Genomic DNA, 19,277 nt, shown 5'->3' on the forward strand with positions numbered 1-19,277 from the left:
CGGACGGCAGTGCCGCCTGGTTCCCGCTCGCACCCGAGATTCTCGGCGGCGATGATTCGCGTGCTCGCTCCACCGCTGGTGTGCCGATCGGTCGGCCCACCGGCCGGTCGGGTTGCTGACCTGGTTTTTCGAGTAGTCGGTACTCAGGATTCCGGGCGGGACGCGGAGGACCATGGTTCGCGTCAACAGTTGGTCGGGGCCTGTCGAGGATTGGTGTATGAGATGGTCACCCTGCGTATCGCGACGTTCAATCTGGAAAACTTCGATGAGGTGCCGCCGAACATCCGGCCGTCGCTGGCGGACCGGATAGCGGTGATGCGGCCACAGATCGAGCGGTTGCGGGCCGACGTGCTGTGTCTGCAAGAGGTGCACGGGCAGGAGCGGGCCGGGCAGCCACGTGCTTTGCTCGCCTTGGCGGAACTGCTCGCGGGGACGAAGCAGGCGGGGGCGAATGTCGTCTCGACCCTGGATCCCAATGGCCAGGTATTCGATCAACGAAACCTGGTTGTGGTCACCTCGTTACCGGTGATGGCGCGGGCGCAACTGCTGAACACGCTGGTCGCAGCGCCGATGTATCAGATACTGACCGCAAGTCCGCCCGCGCCGCAACCGCTGTCGATTCTGCTGGAGCGGCCGATCCTGCACGTGGAACTCGATCTGCAAGGCGTACCGCTGCATGTGATCGTGGTGCATCTGAAATCGAAGCTGCCCACCAATATTCCGGGCCAGAAGATCGATGATTTCACCTGGCGCAGCGCCGACGCGGTGGCCGAGGGCTCGTTCATCTCGTCGATGAAGCGGATGAGCCAGGCCGTGGAAGTGCGGCGGCTCGTCGATTCGATCCTCGACCAGGACCCGGCGGCGCGCATCGTGGTGGCGGGGGACTTCAATGCCACCGCCGACGAGGTGCCGCTGGTTGCCATTCGGGGCGATGTCGAGGAAACCGGCAACGGTGCGCTGGCCGGACGGGTGCTGGTGCCGGTCGAGAACACCATTCCCGAGCCGGCCCGGTACTCGCTGCTCCATCACGGCAGGGGGCAGATGCTCGACCACATCCTGGTCACCCGCAATCTGCTTGCCCACTACCGTGGTTCGGAGATTCACAACGAGGTGCTGCACGACGAATCCGGGGCTTTCGCCACCGATGTCAAATACCCCGAGTCCGATCACGCCCCGTGGTGGCGACGTTCGAATTCGGTTAAGCCGCGTTGCTGCGATACTGATCGATCAGGGCGGCCGCCATGCGCTGAGCACGACGGGCGGCGCCGCGATCACCCTCGGTCGCGGCGACAATGGAACCCTTCATCAGGATGTGCCAGGAACGAGCGAACTCCTCCGGATCCCGCAGGTGCGCTTCGATCGCACGGGCGCGTACCACGTCACGAATTCGATCGAGATGCACGATGCTCGCCCGACCGGTCGGATGGTTCGGGCCCATTTCCGCCAGCACATTGATGAAGGTGCATGCCTCGAAATCCGCAGCGGCAAACCATTCGTCGAACACGTCGAAAATAGCCAGCAAACGCTCTTCCGCTGTGTTGCCGCGCAAGTGCGACCGGTGCTCGACGAAGCCGAAGGTCCACAGTTGTTCGCGGCGCGCGAGTACCGCGATGACCAACGCGTCTTTTGTCCGAAAATGCCGGTACAACGTGGCTTTCGCGATCCCGGCCTTGGCGATCACTTCGTCGATGCCGACATCTCGAATACCGCGTCGAGTGAACAACGCGTAGGCAGTGGCCAGAATTCGCTCGCGAGCGCCGACAACTGGGTCGTTGCTGGCAGTCATGGCCATACTCTAACTCTGTACAGAGCTGTGCGACCCTGCTTCACTAGAGAGACAGGTCTGTCCCTGTGCGCCAGTGACGGGCCTCCAGGAGTCAGCCCATGTCCAGCCGTTCTGTGAATGTTGTTGAGTGCACCACTGTTTGTGCGTCCGGCGGAGCAGATGCGATCCAGTTCTGTGTGAGCCGTCCGCGTGGTGACGTGACACTGGTCGAAGTCACCGGTGAGATCGACCTGTGCACCGCGCCGACGTTGCGGGAGAACCTGGTGCGTGCCTTCGGTTTTCAAGCGAACACCATGGTGGTCGACCTGTCACCGGTGACCTTCTTCGCCGCGGCCGGGGTCACCGCGCTGATCGAGGTACTGGCGGAGGCCGAAAAGTCCGCTCGCCGAGTATTTTTGATCACGGCGGGGCGCAGCGTCGGACGCGTCATCGAGATCACCGGCCTCTCCGCAAGCCTGCATTGTGTCGGCTCCCTGGACGCCGCACTCGCCGAAGGATACGAGGCGACGGCCTAGCGCCGACGGCGACGGCTGCGGCGGAGATCAGCCGCGCCTTGCCTCGACACGATCACGGCCGCATCGGCGAGGTGCGCCCCGCGCTCACGGGCGGTCGCCGCGAGTTCGGGTCCACGTTCCTTCGCGATCTCGGCCCAATCCGAACCGTGCCGCCGAGCGGTCTCGGCGATCTCGGGCGCACGCTCTTTGGCGACTTCGGCCCAATCGGCGCCACGGTGCTTGGCGATGTCGGCCAGGATCGCGGCCCGGTGTTTGGCGATCTCGGCCCACTCCGCGCCGTACTCCTTGGCAATCTCGGCCCACTCCACGCCGTGTTCCTTGGCGATCTCGGCCAGTTCGGCGCCACGCTCTTTCGCCGCATCGGCCCACTCGGAGCCGTGCTGCTGCGCGACGCCCGCGACCTCGGACCCCTTCACCGCGGCGATTCCGCTCAGTGCGCGTGTGCGTGCGCGCTCGGCGGCCTCGTGCGCGTGCTGGCGTAGCGCCTCGCCATTTGCACCCTCGGACGCGCCGAAGGGCAGCGCCGCGGATACCGCGGCGGCAGCATTGTGCGCCGCTCGCTTGCCGCGCCATCCCAGTGACGGCTTGCCCGCCGTATCGGCGGCGGCGATCATCAGGCCACCGAGCAGGCCCATATCCTTCAGGAACGCGTTGCGTTTCGCGGCCTTCCGGTCCGGATCCTGTTCGGCCCAGAAGTCCTGTTCGGTGACCGTCGCGGGGATCACTGTCGCGGCAAGCACCAGCGAGGCGAGCCTCGGCATCTTGCCCAGCGCCAACAGCACACCGCCGGACACCTGAGCGATCGCGTTGACCCGCACCACCGTCGCGGTGTCCGACGGGAGCTTCGCGGCCAGATTGTCCGGCAGCCGCTCCTCGCCGCGCTGCCTGAGCGCGGTAGCGGCCTTGGCGCGTGGTTCCGGATGCATCAGGGTGTCGACTCCGTCGGCGACGAAGGAGGCCGCCAGCAGCGGTCGGGCGAGTCGGCGTAGCAACATGGCATCAAACCCTTTCTCGATGACTATCGACGGGTTCCCGCAACATATGTCGTCAAACAACACCAGCTGACCTGCCTCTTCGCGCATTCGGCGCACCCATTGGGTGCCGCGCGGGCCGGCCGGCGTTTCGAGTGTAGGTCAGCTGTCGGGCGTACTTGTGGAGTTACGCAGTTGGGCCGCGAGGAACGTCGTGATGGCGGTCGTCACCGCGGCGGGGTCTTCGACCATGGGCAGATGGCCGCAGTCGGGAAGCGCTATTTCGGTGTGCGGGTGCAGGGTGTGGTTGAGGCGGGCGCCCGCGCGGGCCGACAGGATGCGGTTCTGCCTGCCCCAGATGGTGCAGATCGGGGGGAAGCCTGTGGGTGGGCTGAAGGCATCGAGGTCGGCGAAGGCGGGGAAGTCCTGGACCAGGCCGTGCAGGGCTTGCAGGCGACCGCGGTCGGACCAGTGCGCGCGCAGTCGGGGCGAGTGGTGCAATTTCTGGCGTCGGCCACGGGCGCCGAGTTGCTCGGTGACGATCCGGGAGACGATCATTTCGGGCAGCGCCACCCTGCGGGCTACCGGGCCGAGCGGGAGTCGGGCATCGGCCCATGCCATTGCGGCTTGGCGTCCGGCGCGGACGGTGTTCCAGGTCAGCGGGTTGATCAAGACCAGCGCGCGGACGACGGCGGGGTGCGCGATCGTGTAGCGCAGTGAGGTGGCCGCGCCGAGGCAATTGCCGATGAGAACGACGTCCGTGAGGTGGTGAGCATCGAGGAACGTGCCGAGCATGGCGACATAATCGTCGAGGCGGTAGCCGTCGGCGGGTTGTTCGGATTCGCCGTAGCCGGGCAGGTCGAGCGCGAAGACTTCGTGGTCGTCGCTCAGTGTCGTGACCTGATCGTCCCAGATGTGGCGTTGGGTGCCCGCGTTGTGGAGCAGGACGATCGGCGGACCGCTACCCACCCGGTCGAAGACCACAGCCCGGCCCCGATTCACGAATGTCTCCACGTCGCCTCCTTGCGAGTGGCCGGGCGATCATAGTGTGAACGCCGGTTATAGCTAAGGTAGCTCGAGTTCGACTCTCGTGCGTGCGAATTGGGCCCTACGCTGCACGAATCGGAAAACTATCGGCAGCGTGCACCCGCCGAGTGCCTCGTACTCGCTCAGCCGCCGGGCTTCGCAGCGGCCCAGCCACCGGGCCGAGGTGGCGTTGGTACGAAGCACTCGGCGGGTACCCCTCAGCTGCCCGTCACGCCTGCTCGCAGGAATCGGCCGGTCCTCCGGGTGCCGAGGACCGGTGCGGATTCGCCGTTGCCGAAGACGTATTCGCCACCGATCAGCACCGCGGTGACGGTGGCATCGTTCCGATTGACCATGCGTGAGAGATTGTCGAACTGGGCGATCGGAGCCTCGGCGTACGCGTCGGTGGTCTCGTCGAGGCGTTCGGGATCTATCACGACCAGGTCGGCCCGGTCGCCGGTGCGCAGGTGGCCCGCGTCGATGCCGTACCAGTCGGCGAGTTCGCCGGTGATGCGGTGCACGGCGCGTTCCAGCGACAGGATCGGACGGCCCGCGCGCTCGGCATCGTGTACTCGACGGAGGAACCGCAGCCCGAAGTTGTAGAACGCCATATTGCGCAGGTGCGCCCCGGCATCCGAGAAGCCCAGTTGCACACCGGGATCGGCGGCAAACCGGTCCAGAACCTCCGGCCGGTGGTTGGAAATGGTTGTCCGCCACCGAACCTTGTTGCCGTGCTCGACGACGAGGTCGAGGAAGGCGTCCACCGGGTGCAGCCCGCCCCGATCGACCCCGACCTCGCCGAAGGTTTTGCCGAGCACGGTCTGATCCGGACATTCGACGATCTCGGCATCGAAGAAGTCGCGATGCCAGACCCGCGGGCCGAACTTCTTGTCGTAGTCCTTTCGGAAGCGACGGCGGTAGCCTTCGTCGCGCAGCAGTTCCCTGCGCGCCTCGAGCTGGTCGGCCAGGTGCAGTGCGGCCGCGCCCGAACCGAACTCCTCGAAGACCGGCAGATCGATGCCGTCGGAGTACACCTCGAACGGCACCGGCAGATGCTGCCACCGGAAGTCGCCGCCCAACGCGTTGAGCACCCTGGCGATCCACGGAAAGATATGCGCCACTGCGGGAATGGCCTTGATGTCGGCCGCGGACAGCAGGCTGACCTTCAGTGGCTTGCGGAAGATCCCGACACTGCTGGCCGCCATCGCGACCAGGCTTTGCGGCCGCGCGACATCCGGACCGCCCTGCAATGCGCGGCCACGACGCCGCAGTATCGCGTTGAGCCTGCGGCGTTCTCGAGTGGTCGCATAGGTCGAGGGCAGGGTGCGCGATCGACAGACTTCGCCGTCGAGCTTGTCGAACAGCAGCTGCTGTGAGGACATGCCGATGAAGCCCGCGTCCAGCGCCTCATCGAGTTTCGCCACCATGGCGTCGAGTTCGGCAGCGGTGGGCCGAATGTCCTTGCTGGTGGATCGTTCCAGGCCCATCTGCGCGGCACGGATATCCGAATGCCCGATGAACGCGGCCAGGTTCGGACCGAGCGGCAGCGCTTCCAGCGCGTCGACGAACTCGTGCGCCGTAGTCCAGGTCTTGGTTTCGGCGACAGCCTCGATCACATGTCGGCGCGGGATGGCCTCGACCCGGCCGAACAGGTCGCCGGCATCAGAAGCCTCGACATGCACCGTCGACAGTGAGCACGAGCCGAGCAGCACGGTGGTGACGCCGTGGCGGACCGACTCGGCCAGCGAGGGAGTTTGCAGCACCTCGACGTCGTAATGCGTATGGATGTCGATCATTCCGGGAAGCACCCACTTCCCGGCGGCGTCGATGATGTGCCGGCAGCCGGTCTCGTCGAGCGGTTCGATCGAGACCACGGCGATTCGACCGTCACGGATGCCGAGATGGCGGACCGCGGAGGGCGAAGCGGCGCCGTCGAACCAGCGGCCGCCCTTGATGATGGTGTCGTACATGTCTTCTCATACCTCGATACCGGTGCGCACAACCTTGCCGGTCGCATTGCGCGGCAGTGCTGTGGTGGTGATCCGCCAACGTGCGGGCACCTTGAAATAGGCGAGTCGCTCCTTGGCGAACTCGAGCAGCTCGTGTTCGGTTGTCGCCGTGTCGTTGTCGACGACGACCACCGCGGCGACCTGCTGGCCGAGATCGGCATCGGGCACGCCGACGACGGCGCACTCACGCACCGCGGGGTGTTCCTCGAGACACTGCTCGATCTCGGTGGGATAGACGTTCTCGCCACCGCGCAAGATGAGATCGGAACGCCTGCCGGACAGGCGAAGCCGGCCCTGCTCCTGCACGCCGATATCGCCGGTGCGCAGCCAGCGGTCGGGAGTGATGGCGGCGGCTGTCGCGGCCTCGTCCTCCCAGTAGCCGAGCATTACGTAGGGGCTGCGCACGCAGATCTCACCCTCGGTGCCTTCGGGGACGGTATTGCCCGCGGCGTCCCGGATTTCGACGGTGACACCGACGACGGGGCGGCCGACGGTATCCGGGAACGCGGCCAGCTCGGCGGGGGCCGCCAGGGTGGCGGCGGTACTGCATTCGGTGAGGCCGTAGCTGGTCACGAGTGCGGTCTTCGCCACCGGAAGTTGTTCGCGTAGCCGGTGTTGCAGTGCGGCCGAGGACGGCGCCGAGTTGAGCGAGAACGACGTCAGCGAGGACAGGTCGTAGCGGGACAGATCGGTTTCGAGCATGCGGCTTGCCATCGTCGGCATCGCGCCCCAGTTGGTGATGTGTTCGCGTTCGACCAAGTGCAGTACGCGATCGGCGTCGAACGAACCCTGGTATATGACGGTGGTATCGCCGGTCGCCATCCGCGGTATCACCAGGTTGTGCAGGCTGGCGATGTGGAACAGCGGCGAGGTGAGCAGGAACCGTCTGCCTTTCGGGCTGGCGTCGTCGGCGCGGCCTTGGAAGGCGGCGGCCAGTGCGTCGTTGAAACGGTGATAGTCGATGACCGCCAACAGGTTTCGCTGGGTGTGCACCGCGCCTTTCGGGCGTCCGCTCGTGCCGCTGGTGTAGAGGATGACCGCAGGATCGTCCTCGGCCACCGGCGTGCGCGGCAGCTCGCCGTTGTCGAATGCGGCGATCAGGGCGGGGAGGTCCTGCTCCATGGTCAGCACCGGGACCTGGATGTCCAGGTCCGTCAGCTGTGCGGCCCGCTTCACGTCGACGATCAACACCGCGGGCCGGGTGTGGTCGATGCCGTACGCGATTTCGCGGGGCGCCCACCAGGCGTTGTACCCGACGGCGATGGCGCCGAGGGTTTGTGCCGCCCAGAACGCGACGACCCATTCCGGCGTGTTCGCCGCCAGGATGCCGATCCGGTCGCCCTTTCCGACGCCGTACCGGTCGCGCAGTGCGCGGGCCAGCGCGCCGACTGCGTGCGCGTGCTCGGTGTAGGACATCCTGCGGTCCTCGGTGACCAGGTAGTCGCGGTCGGCCAACGCGATGGATGCCGCGAGCACTTCGCCGAGCGAGCGGCCGCGATGCCGCATCACCGGCATCGGTGCGCCGAGCACCTCCTCGACCACCATTTCGAACTGTCCGCCGGGCCCGGTCAGCCGACCGATTGCCGCGGCCGCCATGGCCTGCGGGTCCAAAGGCTGTGTCATGACATGACCTTCCTCAACATTTGATCGGACCTGCCTACGGCACCAGGACCGCACGGCCGGTGACCAGCCCGCGTTCCAGTCGGTCGAGCGCCTCGCGGCCCTCGGCAAGGTCATAGCGTTCGACTTCGACTCTGAGCTTGCCCGCCTGCGCGAGCGCGACGGAGCTGATCAGATCGGATTTGGTGCCGCCGTAGGACTTTCGGATCGATGCGCCCCACGGCCAGCCGGGTCCGCCGGCCGGGCCCGCGGTGATTTCCGGTGCGCCGCCCCCGAGCCCGATCATGCGATAGGCGCCGTTGGGCGCCACCGATTCCACGGCCAGGGTCGCGGTGTGGTCGGTGCCGACGAAGTCGAACACCGCGTCGGCACCGCGCCCTCCGGTGCGGTCGAGGATCTCGCGGGCGGTGTCGGGTCCACCGATGAGTCCTTCGGCGGCGCCGCAGCGGGCGGCGAGGTCGAGTTTGTCCGCGCTCACGTCGACCGCGATCACGTGCGCTGCACTGGTCGCGGCGAGGATCTGCACCGCAACGTGGCCGAGCCCGCCGATGCCGATGACCACCGCGACCGAACCCGGCTGCAGTTGCGCACGCGCACCGTTGATCGCGTGATAGCTCGACAGCGCGGCGTCGGCCAGCGGCGCGGCCTGGAGGAAATCCAAGTCACCGATCGGCACGAAGGAGGCGGCCGGAATCCTGATGTACTCGGCCATCCCACCGTCCGGCCCCAGACCTGGGCACGGCGGCATCGCAGTGCGCCCTGCGGCGCGGCACACATTCTCGTTGCCGCTCACACATTCCCGGCACACCCCGCACGACCAGCACAGGTAGACGATTCCGCGCTCACCGGTCGACCGGCCCTCGACAGCGCTGCCGACGGCTTCGATGGTGCCCGCGACCTCGTGTCCGAGGGTCAGCGGCTCGTCGCGCATCTTGAAGGGGATATGCAGCACATGCAGATCGGAGTGGCAGATGCCCGCCGCACCGACACGCAGCAACAGATCGGTGGGGCTGATCTCGGGGACCGGAATTTTACGCAGTTCCAGCACACCGGGATCAGTGAGTTGCAGCGCCCGCATCATGAGCGATCTCCTCGCACTACCGAAAACACCGAGCGCAGGTAGGCATCGGCGCGGTCGGAGCCGATCAGCCCCGGCGCCATCTTGTTCATGGTGTAGGCGAAGGTGACTCGGTGCTCCAGGTCGTTGACGACGATGGCCCCACCAAACCCGGCCCACCAGCAGACGCGCCCGTCCGGGACCTCCGGAGCGGTCTGCGCCTGAGGCAGGCCGTAGCCGATGCCGAAGCGCAGCGGAAGCAGCAGCGCCAGATCCGCACCGTCGGACTGCTGTTCGAAGATCAGGTCGATCGTCTTCTCGGACAACAGCCTTCGGCCATTCAGCTCGCCGCCGCAGGATACGAGCGACTGCACCTTCGCCACCGAATGCGCGTTGCCGTGGCCGTTCACCGCGCCGATCTCCGCCTGCCGCCATGCGGCGCTATTGGCCTCCGGAATGTCCAGCAGCGGGCTGGTGAGCGTCTTGACCAGGATGCTCTCCTGATCGAGCGAGGCCATATCGAATTCCAGTAGTGGCGGTGGCACCAACGGTGCGATGCGGTGGTGGTGCTCCGGACCGGTGCCGATGTGGAAGTCGGCCGCTAACGGTCCGGCGAGCTCCTCGGCGAAGAACTGCCCGAGGCTACGGCCGGTAATGCGGCGAATAACCGCGCCGATCAGATGTCCGTAGTTCAGGGCGTGGTAGCCCGACGCGGTGCCCGGCTCCCACCATGGCGGTTGGGCCGCGAGGCGGGCGCTGGCCGCTTCGGTGTCGTAGATATCGGCCAGCTCGATCGGCCGCTGCCAACCGGAGACACCAGAGGTGTGTCCGAGCAGCTGACGAATCTCGATGTCGCCCTTGCCGTTTGCGGCGAACTCCGGCCAGTAGTGCGCGACTTTTTGCCGCACATCCAGCTCGCCGCGATCCACCAGCAGCAGCGCGGACAGTGCCGTCATGGTCTTGCTGATGGAGAAGACGTTGACCAGGGTGTCCTCGGTCCATGGCGTGGTGCGCTCGATATCGCGGTGTCCGCCCCAGATATCGACGACCGTTTCGCCGTCGACGGTCACACAGATCGACGCGCCGAGCTCCTCGTCCGCAGCGATCCGATTCTCCAGTTCCTCTCGCACGCCCGCGAAACGGTCGGCGCAGAATCCCGTCGTCGTTGTCATCGCCGCCTCACACGTGCTCGAGTACTCGGGCAGGCACCGGCAACGCGTTGCCGGTTGCCGCGGCACGTTTTGAGCCACTGGCCATTTCGCGCTTCATATCGCGCACATAGGCCTCGAATTCGATTTGGATGGTGTGGCGCGGTGAGTCGTAGTAGCGGCCGCTGCGGCGCTGCTCGGCGGCACGGATCACCTCGTGCATCTCCGGCTCCGATGGCGGTAGGTAGGCGCCGGTCAGGTAAGCGGCGACGAGCTTGCTCTGCTGTTCGGCGAAGTTCACCAGGGTAGGCAGCGGCTGCGCGAGGCCCATATAGAACAAATTGTCGACACCCGGCTTCATCATTTGCTTGAACAGCGGGATGCGATTGCTGCTGTCGGGCACCAGTTCCGGATCCGAGAAGAACGGGAAGCTGATGTGGTAGCCGGTCGCACAGACGATGACGTCCACCTCTTCGGTGCTGCCATCGGCGAACCGCACCCGCTTGCCCGCCAATCCGGTGATGGCGGGCTTGAAGGCGATGTCACCGCAGCCCGCCCGGTGCAGGAACTCCTCACTGGCCGAAGGGTGTGCCTCGAACGGTTGGTGATCGGGTTTGGGCAGGCCGTAGAACTCCATGTCGCCGCGGAACTTTCGGACGAACCGCTGCTTGAGCTTCATGCTCACCTTGCGCGGAATCCACGGTGGCACCGATTGTTTGTCGCCGACCTTGCCGTGGACGTATTTCGGCAGCACCCACACGCCGCGCCGCGCCGACACGGTCAGCCGCTCGGCGATGAAGCGCTGGGACAGTTCGGAGGCGATGTCGAGCCCGGAGTTGCCCATCCCGACGACCACGACCTTCTTGCCGCGCATGTCGACCGGGTCGAACGGATCGTTGTAGGCGTGGCTGTGGATGAGCACGCCGTCGAATTCGCCGGGATAGTCCGGGATATTGGGATCCCAGTGGTGGCCGTTGCACACGATCAGGGCGTCGTAGTCGCGGGTGCGACCGTCGCTGGAGGTCACCAGCCACCGGCCGTCGGGCTGCCGTTCGGCGGCGGTCACCAGGGTGTCGAACAGGATCTTGTCGCGGAAACCGAAATGGTCGACATAGTCCTTGAAGTATTGGAACAACTGCGAGTGGTGCGGAAAGTCCGGCCAGTCCTCGGGCACCGGATAGTCCTCGAAGGCCAAGCGCCACTTGGACGTATCGATGTGCAGGCTCTGGTAGCAGGCCGACATGCCGTTGGGGTTCTTGAAGTACCAGTTGCCGCCCACCTCGTCGGACGCCTCGAAGACGTCGAACGGGATGTCGAAGTCCTGCAGGCGTTTGGCGGTGGTGATACCCGAGGGGCCTGCGCCGATGACGCAGACCTTGGGAAGTGTGCGTGGAGTCAATTCAGTAGTCCTCATTCGAAGCTGACGTCACGGCTCGCAGTGGCGCCGGACACGGCGGGCGAGTGTCCGGAGCCGTGGCGCTCCGGAGTGACGTAGGCAACAACGTAACATTGGCTGGACTCTGTGTCTAGTGAATGACAGAATGTCTAGTGAAGACCGCGGCCCACCCGGGTCGGACGTACACTTGCTCACCGGAAGTCGCACGTCAGCAATAGTTTCCCGACCTACGCGAGGTAGCCGCTCACCATGCCAACGAAGTCGAAACAGGCCGGCACCAGCCTGCGCGACGAACAGAAACTGCAGACCAGGGCCAAGCTGCTGGAGGGTGCGAAGAACCTGTTCAGCACCCAGGGCTACGCGGCCGTCCGGGTCGACGACATCGCCGCCGCCGTGGGCTGTAGCCGGGCTACGTTCTACCTGCATTTCGCCAGCAAGCTCGAGGTGCTGCGCGCGGTCGCCGAGCAGAGCACCGCACCGAGTGCGCTGTACTTCTATGAGGATCTGGACCGAGTCCTGGACACCGGTTCGCGCGCCGAGTTCGTCGGCTGGATGACCCGCGCCATCGGCTGGTTCCAGGAATACAAGGACCTGCTGCCCGCGTGGGACGAGGCTACCGCGCTCGAACCGGAATTCCGTGACATCGCCCGCCAGGGCATCGCGGCCCTACCCAACGCGATGACGTCCTACCTGGCGCGCTGGCCTGCCGACCGTCAGGAAGAGGCCCGCCTGCGAGTGGAACTGCTTGTCGCCCAACTCGAACGCTTCTTCACCCGCTGGGCCATGCAGGGCACCATCGATGTCACGGCCGACCAGGCCGCGGACGTCCTCGCCGACATCTGGTTTCCGGCCCTGCAAGCGCCGCGGGAAAGGTAGCCTCGGCGCGGGATCTCGAATGTAGCTCAGGGTTCGCTGGGGTTGCGGCCCTGGTGTTTCCCGGAGGCGAATTGGTGGCAGCTTGCGAATCTGTCGGTAGCGTGCGGCATCATCTGTGCACGCAGCCATCCACGAATTCGCTCGGAGTCACCATGCCCTCGTCCAGAACCAAACCACAGCCCTTGTCGGACACTGAGATTCAGCAGATCGCCACGGACATTGCCGGCGGCCGACCGCCGATGGTGTGGTTCACCGCTGCCGCGGTGGGCGTGCCGGAAGGTCGGTCGGGGAAGGTGGTCGAACTCGATGATCCATCCGTAGGAGACTTCCTGCGGGTCCGTCCGACCGGATCGAAGGATGTACTGTCCTTTTCTCCGACCGAAGTGACGTTGACCAAGCCGCCCCGCGCGGCGACCGCTTCCACAGCCCAGCCGAAGTCGACAACCAGGAAGGAATCCCCCGTGACCCAGCCGTCGACCTTGACGAGCGTTGCGACACCGTCCACCCCGAGTCCCGGCTCGCTCGGAACCAACGCGGTGACACCGTCGGTGCCCAAGCCGGGCCCGCTCGCCTCGGGAACGAGCGAAGCCGACAACGCCACCAAGTCCGCCACGGCCAAGCAGTCCGCCCCGGGCGCGCCCGGCGCGAAGCCCGCCACAAAGGCGCCCGCTGCCGCGCGCAAGGCGAAGGCGCCGGAGGTCACCGTGACGCTGACCGGGACTGCCGACGGCGAGTGGTCGGTCGATGTGATCAGCGGCAAGAAGCGGGCCGTGCGCGGTCTGCCGGTGGCAAGCTCCGCGGTGGCGCAGGCCGCCAAGGTGCTGCATCCGGAGGTGGCCGAGGTGGTCGCCGGAATTCTCGACGCGGCGCGCGAGGTACAGCAGGTCAAGGTCGCACAACTGGCGGCCGAGCTGGAGGAGGCCAAGCGCCTGCTCGAGGAACTGACCGACTGATCAGACGGCGGTGCTCGTCGACCGATTGGCGGGGCGCCAAGTCCGGCGCCCCGCATCGGGGGCCCCATGCCGCACTTCGTCGTGGAACGCGTAGCCGAGCGAGTACTCCTTCGCGTGGTACATCGCCGAGTCCGCGTCTCGGATGAGGTCGTAGATGCTGGCGTCGTAACTGCGCGGGCTGCCGCAGGCGATCCCGACACTCGCGGTGATCGGGATCTCGCCCGCGCTCAATTCGAATGGGCGCACGAACGCCCCCAATAGTCGTTCGGCGAGCATGGCTGCCTCTTGTCTGCCCAGCGGCGCGAGCACCACGAATTCGTCGCCGCCGTAGCGCGCCACTACGTCCTCGCGGCGGATCACCCGCCGAATGCGCGAGGCCGCGTTCGCGATCAGCTCGTCGCCGACGGCATGGCCATAGCTGTCGTTGACCATCTTGAAGCCGTCCAGGTCGATGAACAACAGGCTCAGCGGTTGTTCGAGCCAGTGCTCGTGATTGCGATTGAGCGCGCGCAGCAGGGCGGACCGATTCAGCAGCCCGGTCAGCATGTCGTGGTCGGCCTGATACTGCGCGCGGCGTTCGCTGCGCGCGCTGCGCACGATGGCACGTTCGCTGCGTGCCAGGACGCCGATCAGCAAGAGCGCGAACAGCGAAGAGACGACCGCGCGGTCGAGGGTGTCGAGGCTGGACCCCACTACCGGAACCAGCGACGCCATGATCAGTGCGACCGCGATGACGCTGGCGCGCTGACGCGAATGATGGGGATGGATGCGGCGCGGTGCGCCGAGGCAGGCCATGGTCGGATGCAGCGCCGCGACCCCGACGGTGATGTAGGCGGCCAGCAGCGGCGTGAGCAACACTTCCCGCCCGATCGTCGCGGTGCCGACGGTCTCCAGGCTGTAGCCGAGATCGCCGAGCAGTACCGCAATCAGGCCGACGTGCAGGAGCCGCAGCGAGGTCTCCGAGCGGGTTGCCGTCGCCACCGAATGCGCGACCATGGTCAGCAGTAGTGCGTCGAGTATCGGATAGATCGCCGCCACAACGGTGTTCATGGTGGTGGCATGTGACTGCAGAATCGGCGAGATGAGAAAGGTCCAGGAGGCCAGCAGTGCGCCGAGTCCGATGAGCCCGGAGTCCAGCAGCAGGTCGTAGTTGTGCTGGACCTGGCGCGGCCGCAGCCACAGGGTGGCCGCGACGCCGACGGCGAAATAACCGGCCAGCGTGAACAAATCGTCGATGGGGTGCATCGAATGCTCGTCGATGCCGCGCAATACGGTGCCGGTGGCGAACAACAGCGCCGACGCCGCGATCAGATACCAGGGCAGCGGCTGCGGCGGGCGATGACGCCGCAGGCCGAGGCCGATCATGGCAAGGGCTCCTACCACCACAGCCAGCATCGTCACCAGCGAGAGCAACTGCGAATCGACGGCGATGTTCAGCCCGATCGCGGCCGAGCCGACACCGAAAAGTACTGTGTACCACCGTAATCCGACATTATGGCGTCGGCTCGTCGACTGCTCTTCGGTCAGTGTCATCAGCCCCCCTTTGTCGCTCCATCCCCTGTGAATCGAGCCGCATAGTAGGTCTGCGAATCTTCCACCGCGACTTCGACGTTCGCCTCTTGCTCATCGAGCACTGCTCGGATGCTGTCGGCGAAGGAGAACCGAGTGTTGTTGTACGAGCAGATGTCCCAGCCCACCGCCGCGCGCTCGGCCACAAGCACCTGGACAACTGATTTGATCATGGCATGGAACGCGGCCCCTTGTCGGGCACTTGATGCAACAAGGGTGAAACCGGCGTAGTAGATCGCATTGCGTGCGGCATGCTCCGGATAGCGTGCGGTGAAATAATCGGGGCTGATCCACGGCACTGTCTCCAGATGCCTGGTCAGCGTTGTCACTCCGATGGGCTCTCCTGCGGTGGTGCGCGCGACGTGCTTGAGTACGCGGGGGTCGACCATCTCCGCGCGGAACTCGGCATGGTGCAGCACCTGCCGGGCGATGGCCTTGGTGCGCAGCGGGCCGAAGGCCTCCTCGTAGAGCAGGTGGAACATATCGATCCGGTCGTCGGGGATCGTGGTTTCGACAGTGACGTGCAGTTCGTTCATCGTCTGGTCCACGGCGTGGTGTGGTAGGCGGCGAGCACAATGGCGCAGGCCGGGTCGCCCTCGCAGCGGGTCTCGCTGGTGCACAGCTGGATCGGTCCGAAGCGTTCGGGCCGGTTGGCGGTCATATCGGCGAGGCTGGACCGGATCAGCAGCTCGACCTCCTCGGCGGTCTCCGCCTCGTGCTCGACGAAAAGTCCCGCACCGGAATGATCGTCGCGCAGCACCCAGCCGATGCCCGCCGCGGCCCGTCTGCCGTTGCCGATCGCGTGCTGTGCCGCGTAGACGCAGTAGAGCCGATCACCCCAGGGTATCGGCTTACGGACGCGGGCGGTGCGCTCCAGGGTGGCGTGCGGTGGAATCACCGATGACAGGCGAATCAAGTTGGCATCACCCACTCCCAGATCGCGCAGTGCCGCATCGAAGGCCGACATGGTTGTCGGGCCCACCCCGGTCGCGGCGCCGATCTCGATCGTCAGTGGTGCCTCTGGCAATTGCCGGTCGTCGCGATCCGGCCTGCCGAGGGGCGGGAGCAGTCGATCGATCCACTGCAGCCCGAGTAGGCCGCTGCGTGGGGTCGTAGGAATCATAATGCCCTCCCGAAACTCCCTGCCGATTTTGCAGGCCGATATTGCGTCAAAATCGACTCTGCGTCACGAATGTCGATCGCGCACGCGCACCGCCCGAAAGCAGTGCTCCTGCGGCGTGTCTCGTAACGTGTGCCGGCGAGCCGTCAGACACACTCCGAATCGACGAAGCGAGGATCAGTGCAGAACTGGGTGGCGCCGGGGCGGGTCAACATCATCGGTGAGCACACCGACTACAACCAAGGCTTTGTGTTGCCCATCGCATTACCGCTGGTTGTCGAGTGTTTCGCTGCAGTGCTCGACACTGGGGATGTGCGGGTGGTCTCGCGTCAGCGGCCAGGGGATCGGGTGCTCGCCGGGGTGGGCGCGCTTGCCGCCGAACGGGATCGAGTGCCTGCCTGGTCGCGGTATCCGCTGGGCGTTGTGTCCGAATTCGTGCGACGCGGGCATCGGATCGCCGGAGTGGACATCGAGCTCGACGGTGCGGTGCCGATCGGTGCCGGGCTGTCCTCGTCGGCGGCGCTGTCGTGTGCGGTGGCAGTTGCGCTGCGAGATCTGTTCGCGCCCACGGTCACTGATCGGGAGCTGATCGATATCGCCCGTGCCGCCGAGAACGACTACGCCGGTGTGCCGACCGGACTGCTCGATCAGTCGGCATCGATCCTGTGCACGGCAGGTCACGCACTGTTTCTGGACGTACGCCGCTTCACGCACATGGCCGGTGGCGCCACGCACGAACAGATCCCTTTCGATCTGGACCGTTTCGGGTTGGAATTGCTCGTGATCGATACCGGGCAGGCACACGAGTTGGTCGACGGAGGCTACGCCGCCCGGCGCGCGCAATGCGATGCGGCGGCCGCGGAACTCGGCGTGCCCGCGCTCCGCGATATCGACACCATCGACGCGCTCGAGCGCATCGTCGACCCGATACTGCGACGCCGGGCCCGGCATGTGGTCACCGAGAACGCGCGCGTGTTGACGGTTGCCGAGAATTTGCGCGATGGTGCCGATCCGCGCTCGATAGGCCCGATCCTCAGCGCCGGGCACGCCTCGTTGCGTGACGATTTCGAAGTCTCCACGCCTGCTCTGGACGCGGCTGCCGCCGCGGCGGTCGATGCGGGAGCACACGGCGCGCGCATGGTCGGCGGCGGGTTCGGCGGCAGCGTTATTGCGCTCGTGGATCGTGAGCGCACGGCGGCCGTCGCAGATGCGGTGCGAAATAGATTCGTACGTGCGGGTTTCGCCGATCCGCGGACCTTCGTCGTGGTGCCGGGCCCTGGCGCACACCGCGTCGATTGAGCGACCGTCCAGGTTTTGTACGTGATTGTGCTGCGGTGATGCGGCACAATCACCGACAGTAGGTAGTAGCCGACACCAACGGCGGGCGACAGGACAGATCGCACCGCCACACGCATGACTCGCTCGACGCTCGGTTTCATCGCCTGGAGGGACGACGCTGTGCCGCTTGCCGATTCACCCGTGCTCCACTCCGCGCTGGAGGTCGCGACTCTGCGGCCGACCGCATCGACTGTGCATCTCGACGCAGCATCGAGCCTGCAACTGGATGCGAATCCCGTCGACTACGCCCTGGTCGCGTTGTATTTCGTCTTTGTGATCGGCATCGGGCTGCTGGCCAGGCGGCGCGTCTCCTCCAGCATCGACTTCTTCCTGTCGGGTCGTTCGCTGCCCGCCTGGGTGACCGGCCTCGCCTTCATCTCCGCCAACCTCGGCGCCGTCGAGATCATGGGCATGTCGGCCAATGGCGCGGAGTACGGCTTCCCGACCTTCCACTACTTCTGGATCGGCGCGGTGCCGGCCATGCTGTTCCTCGGCGTGGTGATGATGCCGTTCTACTACGGCTCCAAGGTGCGCAGTGTGCCCGAGTTCATGCGCAGGCGGTTCGGCACCGGTGCACACCTGGTGAACGCATTGAGCTTCGCGATCGCGCAGGTGCTCATCGCCGGGGTGAACCTGTATCTGCTCGGCACCATCGTGAATGTGCTGCTGGGTTGGCCGCTGTGGGTTTCGGTGATCGTTGCGGCGGTGATCGTGTTGTCCTACATCACCCTCGGCGGGTTGTCCGCGGCGATCTACAACGAGGTGCTGCAGTTCTTCGTCATCGTTGCCGCGTTGCTGCCGCTCACGTTGGTCGGTCTGCACAAGGTCGGCGGCTGGGAGGGGTTGCGCGACAAGGTGACCGCGTCGTCGGGCGGTGCGGCACAGCTGGAGTCGTGGCCGGGCAATGCGCTCAGCGGCTTCTCCAACAATTTCCTCTCCGTGGTCGGCATCGTGTTCGGGCTCGGGTTCGTGCTCTCGTTCGGATACTGGACTACCAACTTCGTCGAGGTGCAGCGGGCGCTGGCGACGCACTCCATCTCGGCGGCGCGGCGCACTCCGATCATCGGTGCTTACCCGAAGATGTTCATCCCGCTGATCGTGGTGATCCCCGGCATGATCAGCGCCGTTCTAGTGCCGCAGATGGCCGAGTACAAAAATCAGGTCACCGCGAATCCGGACTACACCGGGGATGTCACCTACAACCAGGCGCTGCTGTATCTAATGAAAGACGTATTGCCGAACGGATTGCTCGGCGTCGGGCTCGCCGGCCTGCTCGCGGCGTTCATGGCGGGCATGGCCGCCAATATCTCCGCCTTCAACACGGTATTCAGCTACGACCTCTGGCAGCAATATGTCCGCCGTGATCGGCCCGACCACTACTACCTCGACGTCGGCCGCCTGGCCACCGTCGGAGCCACCGTCGCCGCGATCTTCACCGCGTTCATCGCGGGAAATTTCAGCAACATGATGGACTACCTGCAAACGTTGTTCAGCTTCTTCAACGCGCCGTTGTTCGCGACGTTCATCCTCGGCATGTTCTGGAAACGGATGACACCGACCGCGGGCTGGATGGGCCTGGTCTGCGGAACCGGTTCGGCCATTGTGGTTTACGTGCTGCACAAGACGGACGTCTTCGAATTGTCCGGCCAGGGATCGAGTTTCGTCGCCGCCGGTGTCGCCTTCTTCGTCGACATCGCCGTCAGTGTCGCGGTCACCATGGTGACCCAGCCGAAGCCTGCTGCCGAACTCGTCGGTTTGGTCTACTCGGAAACCCCGAAGGAAATGCGCACCGATCCCGAGTCCGATTTCCTGCCCTGGTACCAGCGCCCGGTCCTGCTCGCCGGCATCGCCTTCGCCCTGGTCATCGCCCTCAATATCATCGTCGGATAAGGA

At 65.7% G+C, this 19,277-nt stretch carries 16 protein-coding genes and 1 pseudogene; 6 read left to right on the forward strand and 11 right to left on the reverse strand.

Annotated elements, in window-relative coordinates; all coding sequences use genetic code 11:
• Positions 1-222: 222 nt before the first annotated feature.
• A pseudogene (locus tag ACLMAL_RS24910) lies at positions 223-1,110 on the forward strand (endonuclease/exonuclease/phosphatase family protein); the annotation flags it as partial.
• A gap of 88 nt (positions 1,111-1,198) precedes the next feature.
• Here the strand turns inward: ACLMAL_RS24910 and ACLMAL_RS24915 are convergent.
• Entirely contained in the window at positions 1,199-1,786 is a 588-nt protein-coding gene (locus tag ACLMAL_RS24915) for a TetR/AcrR family transcriptional regulator (RefSeq protein ID WP_412001287.1), read from the reverse strand.
• A gap of 176 nt (positions 1,787-1,962) precedes the next feature.
• Here ACLMAL_RS24915 and ACLMAL_RS24920 point away from each other — a divergent pair, with 176 nt between their 5' ends.
• A complete protein-coding gene (locus tag ACLMAL_RS24920; RefSeq protein WP_412001288.1) occupies positions 1,963-2,301 on the forward strand; it encodes an STAS domain-containing protein in 339 nt (112 codons plus the stop codon).
• Here the strand turns inward: ACLMAL_RS24920 and ACLMAL_RS24925 are convergent.
• From ACLMAL_RS24925 to ACLMAL_RS24955, 7 genes are all read right to left on the reverse strand, one after another.
• Positions 2,298-3,296 (reverse strand): DoxX family protein, encoded by a 999-nt coding sequence (locus tag ACLMAL_RS24925; RefSeq protein WP_412001289.1) that lies wholly within the window; start codon positions 3,294-3,296, stop codon positions 2,298-2,300. The genes ACLMAL_RS24920 and ACLMAL_RS24925 overlap by 4 nt on opposite strands.
• Before the next feature lie 138 nt (positions 3,297-3,434).
• The gene (locus ACLMAL_RS24930) at positions 3,435-4,286 is read right to left on the reverse strand and encodes an alpha/beta fold hydrolase (protein WP_412001290.1); all 852 of its coding nucleotides are present in this window, start codon (positions 4,284-4,286) and stop codon (positions 3,435-3,437) included.
• A gap of 230 nt (positions 4,287-4,516) precedes the next feature.
• Positions 4,517-6,268: an N-acyl-D-amino-acid deacylase family protein gene (locus tag ACLMAL_RS24935; RefSeq protein ID WP_412001291.1), complete on the reverse strand. Its 1,752-nt coding sequence runs from the start codon at positions 6,266-6,268 to the stop codon at positions 4,517-4,519.
• A gap of 6 nt (positions 6,269-6,274) precedes the next feature.
• Positions 6,275-7,930, reverse strand: coding sequence for a class I adenylate-forming enzyme family protein (locus tag ACLMAL_RS24940; RefSeq protein ID WP_412001292.1), 1,656 nt, complete (start codon positions 7,928-7,930; stop codon positions 6,275-6,277).
• Between the two features lie 34 nt (positions 7,931-7,964).
• On the reverse strand, positions 7,965-9,005 hold the full coding sequence (locus ACLMAL_RS24945; protein WP_412001385.1) for an NAD(P)-dependent alcohol dehydrogenase: 1,041 nt from the start codon (positions 9,003-9,005) through the stop codon (positions 7,965-7,967).
• Entirely contained in the window at positions 9,005-10,156 is a 1,152-nt protein-coding gene (locus ACLMAL_RS24950) for a serine hydrolase domain-containing protein (protein ID WP_412001293.1), read from the reverse strand. Before ACLMAL_RS24950 ends, ACLMAL_RS24945 begins: the two co-directional genes overlap by 1 nt.
• Positions 10,157-10,163: 7 nt before the next feature.
• A complete protein-coding gene (locus tag ACLMAL_RS24955) occupies positions 10,164-11,531 on the reverse strand; it encodes a flavin-containing monooxygenase (protein WP_412001294.1) in 1,368 nt (455 codons plus the stop codon).
• Positions 11,532-11,777: 246 nt separating this feature from the next.
• On the opposite strand from ACLMAL_RS24955, the gene ACLMAL_RS24960 reads away from it, so the two are divergent.
• Both ACLMAL_RS24960 and ACLMAL_RS24965 read left to right on the forward strand, forming a co-directional pair.
• The gene (locus tag ACLMAL_RS24960; RefSeq protein WP_412001295.1) at positions 11,778-12,404 is read left to right on the forward strand and encodes a TetR/AcrR family transcriptional regulator; all 627 of its coding nucleotides are present in this window, start codon (positions 11,778-11,780) and stop codon (positions 12,402-12,404) included.
• 152 nt (positions 12,405-12,556) lie between these two features.
• Positions 12,557-13,357 (forward strand): DUF6319 family protein, encoded by an 801-nt coding sequence (locus tag ACLMAL_RS24965; protein WP_412001296.1) that lies wholly within the window; start codon positions 12,557-12,559, stop codon positions 13,355-13,357.
• Here ACLMAL_RS24965 and ACLMAL_RS24970 read toward each other — a convergent pair whose 3' ends face one another.
• The 3 genes from ACLMAL_RS24970 to ACLMAL_RS24980 are packed head-to-tail and all read right to left on the reverse strand — an operon-like array spanning position 13,358 to position 16,049.
• Positions 13,358-14,890, reverse strand: a complete 1,533-nt coding sequence (locus ACLMAL_RS24970; RefSeq protein WP_412001297.1) for a diguanylate cyclase domain-containing protein — start codon at positions 14,888-14,890, stop codon at positions 13,358-13,360. It abuts the gene before it with no gap.
• The gene (locus ACLMAL_RS24975) at positions 14,890-15,462 is read right to left on the reverse strand and encodes a hypothetical protein (protein WP_412001298.1); all 573 of its coding nucleotides are present in this window, start codon (positions 15,460-15,462) and stop codon (positions 14,890-14,892) included. Before ACLMAL_RS24975 ends, ACLMAL_RS24970 begins: the two co-directional genes overlap by 1 nt.
• Complete coding sequence (locus tag ACLMAL_RS24980) at positions 15,459-16,049, reverse strand: pyruvoyl-dependent arginine decarboxylase (RefSeq protein ID WP_328405062.1); 591 nt, start codon at positions 16,047-16,049, stop codon at positions 15,459-15,461. Before ACLMAL_RS24980 ends, ACLMAL_RS24975 begins: the two co-directional genes overlap by 4 nt.
• Positions 16,050-16,226: 177 nt before the next feature.
• Between ACLMAL_RS24980 and galK the strand changes: the two genes are divergently transcribed.
• Together galK and ACLMAL_RS24990 are read left to right on the forward strand one after the other, a co-directional pair.
• Positions 16,227-17,345, forward strand: coding sequence for a galactokinase (gene galK / locus ACLMAL_RS24985; RefSeq protein WP_412001299.1), 1,119 nt, complete (start codon positions 16,227-16,229; stop codon positions 17,343-17,345).
• Between the two features lie 114 nt (positions 17,346-17,459).
• Positions 17,460-19,274, forward strand: coding sequence for a sodium:solute symporter family protein (locus tag ACLMAL_RS24990; RefSeq protein WP_412001300.1), 1,815 nt, complete (start codon positions 17,460-17,462; stop codon positions 19,272-19,274).
• The last annotated feature ends 3 nt before the right edge of the window (positions 19,275-19,277 follow it).

Source organism: Nocardia sp. CWNU-33, from assembly GCF_046764895.1.
Classification (GTDB): Bacteria; Actinomycetota; Actinomycetes; order Mycobacteriales; family Mycobacteriaceae; genus Nocardia.